This is a genomic window from Nostoc sp. UHCC 0251, assembly GCF_034932245.1.
Taxonomy (GTDB): Bacteria; Cyanobacteriota; Cyanobacteriia; order Cyanobacteriales; family Nostocaceae; genus Nostoc.
Map to the genome: position 1 here is coordinate 1 of NZ_JAYGHD010000390.1, position 13640 is coordinate 13640.

General features: G+C 43.0%; 13 protein-coding genes and 1 pseudogene. 10 read left to right on the top strand and 4 right to left on the bottom strand.

From position 1 onward, the window contains the following. Positions 1 to 90: 90 nt before the first annotated feature. Positions 91 to 195 (bottom strand): annotated as a pseudogene (locus VB740_RS32555) (PIN domain-containing protein); the annotation flags it as partial. 60 nt (positions 196 to 255) lie between these two features. On the opposite strand from VB740_RS32555, the gene leuB reads away from it, so the two are divergent. The 5 genes from leuB to accD all read left to right on the top strand — a co-directional run bounded on the left by leuB (position 256) and on the right by accD (position 4310). Beyond that, positions 256 to 1344 carry a 3-isopropylmalate dehydrogenase gene (leuB, locus tag VB740_RS32560; protein WP_323203956.1) on the top strand — a complete coding sequence of 363 codons (1089 nt, stop codon included), beginning with the start codon at positions 256 to 258 and terminating at the stop codon, positions 1342 to 1344. A gap of 89 nt (positions 1345 to 1433) precedes the next feature. Further along, positions 1434 to 1694, top strand: a complete 261-nt coding sequence (locus VB740_RS32565) for a hypothetical protein (protein ID WP_190891010.1) — start codon at positions 1434 to 1436, stop codon at positions 1692 to 1694. A gap of 136 nt (positions 1695 to 1830) precedes the next feature. Next, complete coding sequence (locus tag VB740_RS32570) at positions 1831 to 2679, top strand: A24 family peptidase (RefSeq protein ID WP_323203957.1); 849 nt, start codon at positions 1831 to 1833, stop codon at positions 2677 to 2679. Between the two features lie 293 nt (positions 2680 to 2972). Further along, positions 2973 to 3146, top strand: a complete 174-nt coding sequence (locus VB740_RS32575) for a hypothetical protein (RefSeq protein ID WP_292723853.1) — start codon at positions 2973 to 2975, stop codon at positions 3144 to 3146. A gap of 213 nt (positions 3147 to 3359) precedes the next feature. Further along, on the top strand, positions 3360 to 4310 hold the full coding sequence (gene accD / locus VB740_RS32580) for an acetyl-CoA carboxylase, carboxyltransferase subunit beta (protein ID WP_323203958.1): 951 nt from the start codon (positions 3360 to 3362) through the stop codon (positions 4308 to 4310). A 66-nt stretch (positions 4311 to 4376) separates the two neighbouring features. Here accD and VB740_RS32585 read toward each other — a convergent pair whose 3' ends face one another. Next, positions 4377 to 6017: an MFS transporter gene (locus VB740_RS32585; protein ID WP_323203959.1), complete on the bottom strand. Its 1641-nt coding sequence runs from the start codon at positions 6015 to 6017 to the stop codon at positions 4377 to 4379. Between the two features lie 227 nt (positions 6018 to 6244). On the opposite strand from VB740_RS32585, the gene VB740_RS32590 reads away from it, so the two are divergent. After that, entirely contained in the window at positions 6245 to 7465 is a 1221-nt protein-coding gene (locus tag VB740_RS32590) for an ABC transporter substrate-binding protein (RefSeq protein WP_323203966.1), read from the top strand. Between the two features lie 175 nt (positions 7466 to 7640). Here the strand turns inward: VB740_RS32590 and VB740_RS32595 are convergent, their stop codons facing one another. Then, positions 7641 to 8954, bottom strand: coding sequence for a ScyD/ScyE family protein (locus VB740_RS32595; protein WP_323203960.1), 1314 nt, complete (start codon positions 8952 to 8954; stop codon positions 7641 to 7643). 295 nt (positions 8955 to 9249) lie between these two features. Then, a complete protein-coding gene (locus VB740_RS32600) occupies positions 9250 to 9894 on the bottom strand; it encodes a hypothetical protein (RefSeq protein ID WP_323203961.1) in 645 nt (214 codons plus the stop codon). Positions 9895 to 10530: 636 nt separating this feature from the next. On the opposite strand from VB740_RS32600, the gene VB740_RS32605 reads away from it, so the two are divergent. From VB740_RS32605 to psbV, 4 genes are all read left to right on the top strand, one after another. Then, positions 10531 to 11439 (top strand): sugar ABC transporter permease, encoded by a 909-nt coding sequence (locus VB740_RS32605; RefSeq protein WP_323203962.1) that lies wholly within the window; start codon positions 10531 to 10533, stop codon positions 11437 to 11439. Beyond that, positions 11436 to 12272 carry a carbohydrate ABC transporter permease gene (locus VB740_RS32610; protein ID WP_323203963.1) on the top strand — a complete coding sequence of 279 codons (837 nt, stop codon included), beginning with the start codon at positions 11436 to 11438 and terminating at the stop codon, positions 12270 to 12272. Before VB740_RS32605 ends, VB740_RS32610 begins: the two co-directional genes overlap by 4 nt. Before the next feature lie 237 nt (positions 12273 to 12509). Then, a complete protein-coding gene (locus VB740_RS32615) occupies positions 12510 to 12725 on the top strand; it encodes a hypothetical protein (RefSeq protein ID WP_323203964.1) in 216 nt (71 codons plus the stop codon). Between the two features lie 130 nt (positions 12726 to 12855). Continuing rightward, on the top strand, positions 12856 to 13347 hold the full coding sequence (gene psbV, locus VB740_RS32620) for a photosystem II cytochrome c-550 (protein WP_323203965.1): 492 nt from the start codon (positions 12856 to 12858) through the stop codon (positions 13345 to 13347). Positions 13348 to 13640: the final 293 nt, after the last annotated feature.

The window sequence follows — 13640 nt, forward strand, 5'->3', positions numbered from 1 at the left end:
AGGGTAAAGGTTAAAGGGGAAGGGGACAATACAGAACTTTTCCCCCTTCCCCCTTTCCCTTTTCCCGACTTATGCAAGAAGTCTAATAGCCAAAATGCGAAGCACCGCCTCAGCTTCCAAACGAATCCGTTCTTGTGTCTGGTCATCAAAAGGGCGATTCAGGCAACATACATCTAAATAAATTAAAAACTCCATAGGTACATTTTGCTAGGTATGATATTTAATCTGCAAGCATTTACCTAGTAATAATCAGCTATGACCCAGAACTACCGCATTACTCTACTCCCCGGCGATGGCATTGGCCCTGAAATTATGGCAGTGGCGGTAGATGTGCTGAAAGTCGTAGGGAAGCAATTTGATCTGAAGTTTGAATTCCAAGAAGCCCTCATCGGTGGTGCAGCAATTGATGCCACAGGTGAACCCTTACCATCTGCCACTCTAGAAACTTGCCGTAACAGTGATGCTGTATTACTCGCAGCCATTGGTGGTTATAAGTGGGATTCCCTGCCATCCAATTTACGCCCAGAAGCAGGTTTGTTAGGACTACGTGCAGGTTTAGGATTATTTGCGAATTTGCGCCCAGCGAAAATTTTGCCCCAGCTAATCGACGCCTCAACTTTGAAACGCGAAATTGTCGAAGGCGTGGATATTATGGTAGTGCGCGAACTCACTGGTGGAATTTACTTCGGTAAACCCAAAGGAATTTTTGCTACAGAAAACGGTGAGAAACGTGGTGTAAATACAATGGTTTACACGGAGTCGGAAATTGAACGTATTGGAAGAGTGGCTTTTGAGGCGGCAAAAAAACGCGGTGGGAAACTTTGTTCGGTGGATAAAGCGAACGTATTAGAAGTATCTCAATTATGGCGCGATCGCATCACCCAACTTTCTGCGGAATATCCAGATATTGAACTCTCTCATTTATATGTAGATAATGCAGCTATGCAGTTGGTACGCGCTCCCAAGCAATTCGACACCATAGTTACAGGCAATTTGTTTGGCGATATTCTCTCTGATGCTGCTGCCATGCTCACAGGTAGTATTGGAATGTTACCCTCAGCTAGTTTGGGCGCTTCTGGGACTGGTGTGTTTGAACCAGTCCACGGTTCCGCCCCAGATATTGCTGGACAGGATAAAGCTAACCCTCTAGCGCAGGTTTTGAGTGCGGCGATGATGTTGCGCTACGGTTTAGACCAGCCAAAAGCAGCAGATAACATCGAACAAGCCGTATTGCAAGTTTTAGAACAAGGCGATCGCACCGGCGATATAATTTCTCCAGGAAAAAACCTCTTAGGTTGCCGCGCTATGGGCGATGCACTGATTTTAGCTCTGGAAGGAAAATAATAAATAATGCAACTTGGGCAATTTGGCAACCTTTGCTATAAGTTTCGGGTAGACTAAAGGGAAATCTAGCAATCAAATAACAGTCGATAGTGTACGCATTACGACAAGGTCAAGCAAATTTTACCGCCCCAAAGATCCAATCGCCTTTGATTGATCCCGCCCTAATTAGAGCCGCTGGGCAGATATACTATACTCACTGTGAAGTACATCCCGAAATAGCTGGGCAATCTTCCGGTGTAGCAATTAATCGTGTGACTCATCGAGGTAAGGTTATTTTTACTAACCAACCAGTTCTTTTACCTCAAGAATGTTTTGTGCCCTTGAGTCAAATAGAATCGCACATGTATTAGTCATTGGTCATTAGTCATTGGTCATTGGTCACTAGTCATTAGTCATTGGTCAAGAGTAATATTGATTAACTCTCGACAAAGGACAAAAGATAAACGACAAATGACACAAGACAAATGACAAAGGACAAATGACTGTATGGACATTTTGTTCGCCATCCCGGCGAGTGTAATGGTCTTTGCTTTGGGTGCCTCTATTGGCAGTTTTCTCAATGTTATTGTTTATCGGCTACCTGCTGGGTTGTCAATTCTTTGGCCGCCTTCTCGTTGTCCTAAATGCTTAAACCAGCTAAAAGCTTACGACAATATACCAGTATTCGGCTGGATTTCCTTAAAAGGGCGGTGTCGATACTGTAAAAGCAAAATTTCTGTCCGTTATCCTGTGGTAGAAGGGGTAACGGGCATAATTTTTTTACTGGTTTTTTTGGTATTTCAAGTTTCGACTTTAACAATAGGCTATTGGGCTTTTTGTAGTTGGTTATTGGCACTATCGCTCATCGACCTAGATACAATGACCCTACCCAATCCACTTACTCAGTCGGGCTTGGTGGTGGGGATTTTGTTTCAAATGGTGGTTGGTTTTTTACCAGAGGCTAGCTCTGTAGCACTGGTAAATCACCTGATGATGGCGATAGTTGGGGCAGTTTTGGGCTTATGGCTGTTTGATGCGATCGCCCTATTGGGTTCAATTGCCTTTGGTAAAGCTGCAATGGGTGCGGGTGACGCTAAGTTAGCAGCCATGATGGGAGCTTGGTTAGGCTGGAAATATTTACTTTTGGCTAGTTTTATTGCCTGTGCGCTGGGAGCGTTAGTTGGCGGCGGTGTTATTATACGTAGACGAAAAGCTATGAGTCATGAGACATCGCGGCCAAGGTTAGGACAAAAGATGCCTTTTGGCCCTTTTTTGGCTTTAGGATCTGTGATTACCCTATTTAGCGGCGAAGCAATTTTGTCTAGCTACCTGCGGTTATTTTTTCCAGCGTCTTGAATTGAAGTGGGGAATGAGGAACAGGGGAGGCAGGGGAGGCAGGGGAAGAAGCAAGGGAGCAGGGGAGCAGGGGAGCAGAGGAGGCAGGGGGAGCAGGGGAAGCAGGGGAAGCAGGGGGAGTGAGGGAGTGAGGGACAAGAATTAATAACCAACGCCCAATGCCCAATGCCCAATGCCCAATGCCCAATGCCCCATGCCCAATGCCCAATGCCCATTCATAAGAAATATTTATAATTCGTGACTGTAACCAACATTACCCCATCTGCCCTTCATATTTTGATAATATTCAGCTTGTGACTTGTATTACCCTCTTAACGACGATTAACCGTTGGCAAGCACAACTAGTGCAACAGATGCTGATTGCTCATAACTTAGCAATACGAATAATTGATTTGGGTGGGAGGGGGAGAGCATCTTATTTGGAGGTTGGTATTCTCATGGCTTTGTCAGTACGTCCATATAATTAAGTCTGCTGAAAAAAGAGCAAGAGACTTGTATTGGCATAAGTATTTTCGTTAAGCTGGCAACCAAAGATGAAAATTAAGGTCTCAATTGCTTAAAAGCGTAGTTTGACGATGTAGCCTTTTTTCATGAGTAAAGACAAATGACAAAAGGCTAAAGACAACCCAATACGGCTTGATATGTTTTCGACCTCATGCCCACTTAAAATAAAATAAAAAATGGCTAACAACGAAGAATCACGCGGTTTAAAGTCTCTATTTGATTGGTTTGCAAATCGACGGAAATCAGGATCTACCAGCCTCGAACGCCAAGAACGTGAAATTGCTGATGGTTTGTGGCATAAATGTTCTAAGTGTAGTGTCTTGGCTTATACAAAAGACTTGAAAGCCAATCAGATGGTTTGTGCCGAATGTGGTCATCATAATCGGGTAGATAGCGATGAGCGCATCCGTCAATTGATAGATCACAATACCTGGAAACCGCTAGACGAGCATTTGCGTCCAACCGATCCGCTAGAATTTCGCGATCGCAAACTCTACAGCGATCGCCTGCGGGAAACCCAAGATAAAATTGGCTTAATAGACGCAGTTAGAACTGGTTTAGGTCAAATTAATGGTTTACCCATTGCCCTTGGGGTTATGGACTTCCGCTTCATGGGTGGTAGTATGGGTTCCGTCGTGGGTGAAAGGCTCACCCGCATGATTGAGCAAGCCACTCAACGGCGGTATCCTGTAGTTATCGTCTGCACCTCCGGGGGCGCGAGGATGCAAGAAGGAATGCTCTCCCTGATGCAGATGGCGAAAATCTCCGCAGCCTTACAGCGCCATAAAGACGCCCGACTATTATATATTCCTGTTTTGACCAATCCGACAACAGGCGGCGTTACCGCTAGCTTTGCAATGTTGGGTGATATCATTTTGGCAGAACCCAAGGCAACCATTGGTTTTGCCGGTCGGCGAGTGATTGAGCAAACCCTACGGGAAAAACTACCCGATGATTTTCAGACTGCTGAAGATTTGCTCCTACACGGTTTTGTTGATGATATCGTACCCCGTACCCAATTAAAGAACACCCTAGCCCAGCTGATTGCCCTACACCAGCCTGTACTAACAACACCTCAGATGGTGTTGTGGGAAACAATGTCCTTGACTTCTACCGCAGCAGAATAGAGCAGGGGGAGCAGGGGGAGCAGGGGGAGCAGGGGGAGCAGGGGGAGAAAATATTACTTCATCCCCCTATTCCCCTCGCCTCCCCGGTTCTTTGACAAAAAGTAGTGGGATAAGAGCTGCTAGTCGGAACAGACTAGAGAGGGCGAATAACTCTAGTAAGCCTCCAAACTGAGCAAATTGGATGATGAAGCTGCCTATAGTTGCGCCCAAAGCACCACTCGCTCCAGCAACGGCAGCTGCGATCGCAAAATAGATAGACTGATTTTTAGTTGGTGCGATCGCCAATTGTATATTGTTATTACATAAGTCAATCGCCGCCCAAGTACCTCCAGCCAAGATGTGTAACAGAGGTAGCCACAACCAGATGTCAAGGCGATTAGCACCAATCCCTAGCCATAAAAATGGTGTAGCTGCAACCAAAACCCCAATACAGATGAGGATGGGACGATTGCCTATCTTGTCTGCTAATTTTCCCCATAAGATGAGCATCAGCAAAGTCGCCGCCGCCTGAAGGCTGTTGTAGATAGTCACATAGCTCACATCCAAATCCAGGGTGTCGAGCATATAGAGGTTAAAAAAAGGACTGCTGAGGTTAACAGCAAGCGTCCAGAAGCCGAAATACAGCAGAAATCTTAAAAAGTTAGAGTTTTTCCAAATACTGTTAGTTAATTGGTCTTGTGGCAGATGAACGGATAGAGGTACTTTAGAAGATTCATCCTTTGCAACCTCTAATTGAACGAAGAGGCAGGGGGAAGAGGGTTCTTCGCTGGGGTAAATGACCCCATCCTCCTGGTGTGGAGCAGAGTGGAACATTGGTCTGAGTTCCCCACTTCTATTAAGCGGCTCTCGTAAAGAGTGGGAAACTAACGCAACAGGTGGGGCGGCCACTGAGTCTCCTGTTCCCGTTCGGCTACGCTCACGGCCAGCCTGCTCCCTTGCCTCTTGTTGAATCTCATTTGTTTGAGTTAACTTGCCAAAATAAGTGTTTTGCAATCGCGGATTCATATCCACCTGGAAATACTGACATCCCAATCCCACAATTCCAAACACAATGCTTACCAGCAGAATCACCCCATAGCCTTGTAAAGTTCCACCATACCAATGTGATACAGCTAGACCAGCTATTGGTACGCAAACTAAATTGGTGAGGTTAGCAGCACTATTGCGTGTCCCAAAATACCTGCCTCGTAATCGCCGAGGAACTATCATTGCTACCCAACTTAGCCACGATGCTGCTCCTAATCCTCCCAAAAGATTGCTGAATAGGACAATCAAGAGTGTCAATATAACTAAATGGTGAGTATTAAGCACTCCCCAGCTTACGCCTACAATACCCATCACTAGAACCAGCCATAGCAGCCGACCAATTCCATGTGTCCGAAGAGAATATTGAAAGCGGCTGGTGCTGCGTTCAGACAAGTAAGCACCCAACGGCTGAATAAGATTGACCAACATGGGGATAGAGCAAAGCATCCCAAATACCACTGGACTAGCACCCAATTCCACTAAAAAATTGCTCAGTAAAATCCCGCCAGTTCCAAGAGAGTAAACCGCTGCTAATACAGAATCTGTAGTGGAGGCTTTTAAACTAGTGCGAATCGCATCCTTGGGAATTCGAGAGTTTGGAGAAAACGTTGTGGGTGGTAAGGCAATCTGGGGAATTTCCAGAGTCAGTGGCGCAGTTGTTTCAACCTGAACAGAAACCATAATTTATGTTTATGGGTGAAGTACCTGGATAAATTCGGTTGCAAAGGAACTCAGTATAGTTTAATTAGCATTTCTGCTAATTTTTCGTTATTTTAGCTTGCAAATCTCAACAAAAATTCAAAATAAGTAAAATATCACTTTTTAGAAACAAAAGGTATAAGTAAGAAGAGAGAGACTGTTATCTGTCTGTGAGTAAGAAAAGATTATTCAATTTTTTGGGACTAGTGATGGCGATCGCGATCGCTATCATTGCTTTTCAAAGCCTACAATTACCAAGCAATTCCTCGGCGTCTACCGCAGTCACCATCAAACTTAGTGGTTGGGGAGGTTCTCCTATTGAGCAAAAGCTCTTGAGACAAGTTTTGCAAGACTTTGAGACACAACATCCAACTATTAAGGTCAAATATGAGGTGATTTCCGACCAATACATGGATGTAATTAAAACTCGTTTGATTGGGGAAGCTGCACCTGATGTTTTTTATTTGGATGCGCTGGAAGCTCCTTTCTTAATGAGTCAAAATGTCCTGGAACCGTTAGATGTTTACATTACCCCCGAATTTGACCTACCAGACTTCGAGGATACCATACTCGACAGTTTTAAATATCAGAACCAGATTTATGGTCTTCCCAAAGACTATTCCACCCTTGCGTTGTTTTATAACAAAAAAGCCTTCGCCGCCGCAGGCTTGAGTAGTCCGCCAGCTACTTGGGATGAACTACGTAACTACTCGAAACAATTGACAGGCAAGCTTAATAAATACGGCTTTGGAGAAATTCCCGAATTGGCGCGTCAGGCTTATAAAATTAAAGCCTTTGGTGGGCAACTTGTTGATCAAAATGGTTATGCTACCTTTGCCAGTGAAGCAGGTTTACAGGGTTTAGAGTTGGTGATAGATCAATATCAAAAAGACCGCTCCTCTGCCCAAAAATCTGATGTGGGGACAAACTCAGGTAGTGAAATGTTTGGTCAGAGTAAAGTAGCAATGGTAATTGAAGGTAACTGGGCAATTCCTTACTTAACTGAAACCTTTCCTCAAGTAGAGTTTGCTACCGCACCAGTGCCTACTATTAATGACAAAAAAGGCACGATGGTATTTACCGTTGCCTACGTGATGAACAAGCAAGCACAGCATAAAGCCGAAGCTTGGGAATTAATTTCCTATCTCACGGGTAAAGAAGGGATGCAAAAGTGGACAGGAACAGGGTTTGCTTTGCCAACACGGAAATCAGTAGCAAAGAATTTGGGTTATGACCAAGATCCACTGCGATCGCCATTAGTAGCGGGTGTCGATTATTCTACATCGTGGCAAGTAGGTAAATATCCAAGTGCGATCGTCAATAACTTTGATAACCAGTTTGTCAGTGCCTTGTTGGAGCAACAACCATTAAAGCAAGCGATGGTGCGGGCACAGAATGAAGCAAATAAGCAAATTAAAGCAATGGAGTAATTAAAGGATACATACTTGAAATTATCTCAGGCAATGTCTGACAACAAGCCCCTTTGCGTCTAAGCTTAACAAGTTTCTCAGTTTTGCTAAAGCTTTCATTGCAAATATTAAACACTCATAGGTGTTTGTGGCAAATGTTTGAATGTTCTTTATAAATGCCGTAATGTTGACCCAATTATTTATAGAATTGCAATTTTGAGTTACCTGAAGGGCTGCGCTTGGTGAATAAACGAACACCTAATGCACCGAACGCTACTAATATGCCCAATATAGAAGTCGGTTCAGGAACTTTTTTTGTAGTGTTAATCCTTAAGACTTGTCCTTGTCCTGGGCGATCGCCTTTATTTGAAACGTAAACATCACCATCAGGGCCAACAGTCAAGGCAGTAGCAGACTCTAACCCATTACCACTCAGCAGCGTTGTCCGAGTTCCATCAGGGGCTATTTGCACTAAAGAACCATCTGAAATACCTTTCCACTGTGGTTCATTGCCATATTGTAAAGCATACAAATTATTTTCAGCATCAAAAGCCAAGTCACTCAGTTGAGTAAAACCATCAGCGTAAACTGTAGTTTCACCATCAACTCCAACCCGAAAAATCCTCGCTTTACCTTCTGGAAAAGGAAAACCAGTGAATTCGCTCACATATAAAGCACCATCTGGACCAAATGTAACACCTGTAGGTACTGATTGAATTTCAATCTCTTGCGGTGTTTGTCCAGGTAGCGGCGCATCAGGAGGTGGTGCTTGCCCTGGCTCAGGAACGGGGAAAATGGGATTAGTTATCTTTTGTGTAGGAAGCACAGTTAGTGATTTTAAATCACTTCCATCAAGTTCCACAGTCAAAACGTTATTTGCAGCCGCATCAACAATATAAGCAGTATCATCCTTAATTGTAAAAGCATAGGGGTTGCTAGCTATTTCACCGCTAACATCAAGCACATCAACCCCATCTGCATTATTGGCGAATTCATATTTTGCCAAATCAGCAATACTTTTCAACGAACCTGTTTTCAGGTCTATTTTATAAAGCTGTCCCCAGCTAGGAGAATTTTTTGGAAAATCGGAAATAGTTGGATTACCACCATACCCAATGAGAAGATAAGGATTTCCCAAGCGATCAAATTGGATATCTTGAGGGCCTTCACCTGTAGTACCAGTAGGTCTTAACGCTATTGAAGGTAATCCAGTAATCACACGTTCTTGTTTTCCATCTTTAACTCTAGTTACAGCACCACTTGTACCAGCACATGAAAGCAGACCTTCCAAACTAGGGCCGGGAATGCATCGCCCATCACCCCCCACACCTGACTCTGTAATATAGAGACTACCGTCAGGAGCAAAATTTAGACCACGGACATTATCAAGATTGTCAGCAACCACACTAAATGACGCAGCTTTTGCTGACTTCATTTCAGAAAAAACTGCAAGGCAAACAGTGAGAAATGTCAAACTAAGAGCAGATTTAGAAATTAAATATAAAGGCATTGGACAATTCAAATAGGGTAGAGGTTTATTAAGTATTTGTATTAATAAATGGTTGCAATAACATGGTGCGTTATATCAATGGCCTCTTAGATATAGCGTTTCTCAGTCGCCTAAGGTACAAATTCATTTACAGCAGATTTCAAGTTGGTGAAGTACAAAAGCTAAGTCTGTTACCCAGGTATAAAGCGTGTTTTACTCCTAAATTCTGAATTCTGAATTTTGCTGTATGTTAATTACCGTTATTCGTACCTTATTTAAGTGAGAACCGCTATATTACATTTATTAAGGCTACAGTTCATCCAGCGAATCGATGGTAGCGTCGGCGCAGGAGAAAACTGGCTCCAATCAAACCTATGCTAATCAGTGGCGTCATAATTTTTGGTTCTGGAATTTCTTGGGGAACTTTAATAGAACCGGTTACTAAAGCCTGACCCTTCAAGGTAATAGTTGATCCTAGATTAACTATGTCTTCTTCAGAAAATAATAGTGTGCTTGTAGCATTTTTGAATATGCCTTCACCATCGGTGATATTTACAACGCCAGAACCTTTCGCTGTCAGATTTTCAAAATTCACTGAAGCACTAGCATCACTTGTTCCAAATAACTTGTTAGTACCACTACCAAATAAAATGTAGCCCTGCGGAAAACCTTGGACGCCGAATACCTCTGGATTATTATTAAAAGTCAGATTTCCATTGGCATCGAGTACGGAGTATGTTAGACCCTCGTATAGCCCTAAATCATACGGGGCATCATCACTCAAACCTACCTCAAATACCTTTGAAACGTTGCCTGAAATCGGCTCAATGTTAACTGTTGTGCGATAGTTACCAGTAAATGGATATATGGTTTGTGCTGTAGCTCTCATTGCATCTGAACAAATGCTAGTGAAAGTGAGAACCAATGGAACTAGCCACACCTGGAATGAGCGAAGTATCATTTCAAACTTCTAACCTCAAAAACTATTGATTTTGACAGCAAGTCGGATATTTAATTTTCGGAAATATACTAATTTTGCAAAAGTCTCTCAATTTGGGTCAATTGTGTGAGTTGTTATCTAGAGAAGACAAGCTGAATATTTTGAAACTAAAAAATTAATCGAAATAGACCCTATGTCCTTTGAATTTACAATATTGCAAGTCCAGTGGCAATGAATAATCCTTTGATAAACTTGTCAATTTTTTATTATTTCTGGACTACCTTTTGAGAGAATTTAATAATTATCACAGTGTTATTGAGGGTGGCAGAAAATTTTTATATCTGAAACATTTAGCATCCTTACGAGAACCAAATATATAGCAATCCTATTTTAATTATGAAATTAGTCGTAGAGGCAGGCAATAGGCAACAGATTTTTTTCACGAATGATTTAAGATTGGGATAGTTCTCTGAGTTATATATTATGTAGCTAACTGAGATAAGCTATGGTTATTTAAGATAAGTATTTGACTAAACTAGAACGGCAATACCTACTCTTACAAATGGCAATCAGCGCTATTCTACGGAGTAAGATAAATAATCATGCATAATCCATCGCTACATTCGGGTTAGTGCCAGATTAGGTGGAGGTGCAATTGTGTTTCAAATCAGCAGACGGCACAGAAACGCTAGGTGGAATATCACAGAAGGCTTGGCTGGGTATATGTTCATGATGCCTACCATTCTTGTCTTAGGAACTTTCGTAGTCTTACCCATTCTTTATGCCGTCTTTCTTTCTCTGCAAAAAGTTCAACTTCTCGGCGGTATTGAGTACGAGTTCATCGGTTTTCGCAACTTCACACGATTAGCTGAAGATGAACGAGTTTGGATTGCTTTGAGAAACACGGCAGAATATGTAGCTCTTGTTGTGCCAACCCAAACTATCCTGGCTTTAATTATGGCGGTAACTCTGAATTCTGGGATTCGTGGTAAAAACTGGTGGCGCATCCTCTACTTTTTACCGACAGTCACTTCTTCAGCGGTGCTGACGCTCATCTTCATGTGGATTTATAACACTGATGGGCTATTAAACGATTTTCTCGCTTTTGTGGGGCTACCTACTTACAACTGGTTGGGCGATCCAGCAGTTGCACTCAAAGGCATTATGATCATGAACATTTGGTCAACCGCGCCATTTTTCATGGTGATTTATCTGGCGGCTCTGCAAGATATACCTCAAAGGCTTTATGAGGCGGCAGAACTCGATGGCGCAAATGGGTGGCAGCAATTTATCTACATTACTCTTCCCTTGCTTAAGCCTGTAACCTTCTTTGTGGTAGCAGTGGGTGTGATTGGGACTTTCCAACTTTTTGACCAGTCTTACATCTTCTCTGGCGGTACTGGCGGGCCAAACAACGCTACCTTAACTGTGGTGCTGCTAATTTACCAAGCTGTGTTTCGGAATTTACAAATGGGATATGCCGCTGCGATCGCATTTTTGTTAGCAGCAGTGATCATTGCCATGACTGTAATTCAGCGACGACTTTTTGGAGGTGAACGGATTTGACTAATATCTCTGGCTTATCCTGGCTCAAAGTCTTGTTATACGTCTTGCTGACACTCTATGCGATCGTCACCCTAATTCCCTTTCTCTGGGCACTTTCAGCATCATTTAAGCCGCTAACAGAGATTGTCGGCGGTGAACCCAATTTTCTCCCCAAGAATTTTACTCTCGATAACTATAGGCAAATCTTTCTCCAAGAACCTTTGTTTTGGCGTTGGTTGTTCAACAGTGTGGTAATTGCCGTCAGCGTCACCCTTTTAAACTTGTTGTTAAATTCAATGGCTGGTTATGCCTTGGCAAGACTGCGCTTTGTGGGTAAGCGCTTTTGGTTCTTCCTAATTTTGGCTGTGTTAGCAGTACCGGCGCAAATCACCCTAATTCCCACATTTTTGATTTTGAAAGCGATCGGTTGGCTGAATTCCTACCAAGGCATGATTGTCCCTAGTATGGTTAATGCTACTTTCATCTTTATGATGCGGCAGTTTTTTGTTAATTTTCCTAAAGAACTAGAAGAAGCGGCTCAACTGGATGGTTTAAATACCTTTGGGATTTTCCGATATATTGTCTTACCTTTGGCAAAACCAGCACTGGCAGCACAGGCAGTTTTTGTATTCATGGGCAGTTGGAATAATTTTTTACTGCCTATAGTTATCCTATTTGACCCAGAAATGTTTACTCTCCCCTTAGGGCTGAACACCTTCAAAGGTCAATACATCAGCTATTGGAACTACATTATGGCAGCTTCTATGGTCTTCACCCTACCAGCTTTAGGTATTTACGCCTTTTTTAACCGTTACTTTATTCAAAGCGTCACTTTTACCGGAGGAAAAGGTTAATAAGCATTGGGGATTGGGAGCAAGGGGAAAGACTTGTTTCAAGTTCTTCCCCTTCCCCCTTGTCCCCTTGTTCCCCCTGCTCCCCCTGTTCCACTCACTCGATTCCCCAGAACCCATGCCCCATGCCCTATGCCCCATGCCCCATTTCCCAAACAGTATTTTGGGCAACAAATTGCACTCCTAACGTGATATTGGTATTACAGCGACTCAATCTCTATCTATCAGTAAACAAGCATTATGGGTTTTGCAGACCTATCGATCGCAGAGATAGCAGCCGACTACAGCATTCCTGTAGAAGAAGTGTTTTCTCTGTGTAACCAACTGGGAATCGCCTACAAACACCAAAAGACTCGTTTGGCGTTAGAAGATGCAAAGGCAATTATTTCCCAAATATCGTCTGAAATACGCCCAAGAGGTACTAGCAACTCGCTGGGTGATCACGAAGTCACCTAAAGGGTTATGTCGGGCTTTGGCTAATCACTGATAGCTGATGATAAAAAACTCAGTCATTAGCAATTAGCAGCTTGGAGATTGAGAATCGCTTTCTTAGCTGTGTTGAGCGTCAAAATCTTTAAGGGGAAACATGTTTAGAAGACTAATTGGCGTTGTTGTGGTTACTGTTTTACTCTCGTTTCAGTTGCTTGTCGGTAGCGCGACAGCAGTGGAACTGGACGAAGCTACCCGGACAGTGCCATTAAATGCTCAAGGTGATACCGTTGTACTTAGCCTTAAACAAGTCAAAGAAGGCAAACGCTTATTTAATTACGCTTGCGCCCAATGTCATGCTGGCGGAGTTACCAAGGTAAACCAGAATGTTGGACTCACTCCAGACGATCTGGCATTGGCAACACCCAACCGCAATAACATTGAAGGCTTGGTGGATTACCTGAAAAATCCTACTACTTACGACGGGGAAGAAGAAATTTCCGAAATACACCCCAGTATCAAAAGCGCAGATATTTTCACAGAAATGCGAAATCTGACGGATGATGACTTGGAGGCGATCGCCGGTCATATTCTCTTACAACCCAAAATCGTTGGCACTAAGTGGGGAGGCGGAAAAATCTATTACTAAATCCTGGAATTAGTATTGGGCATTGGGTACTGGGTACTGGGAATTGGGGATTGGAAAGAATTCAGTCTCTAGTCCCTAGTCCCCAATACCTATTTTTCACCAAAGTTTAGCTGCTTTCGTTTCCTGGTTAACGCACAAAAAAGTTTTGAAAAGTCAAGATATTCCTAAAGAAAAGAAAAATAAAAATCTCTGATTTTTCTGTTTACCTTTATTCACAGGCTTTTTGAGCTATGGCAGTCTATAGGAATCATATTTGATTTCTGAAAATATTTCATTCGGGTGTGTTATGCCGT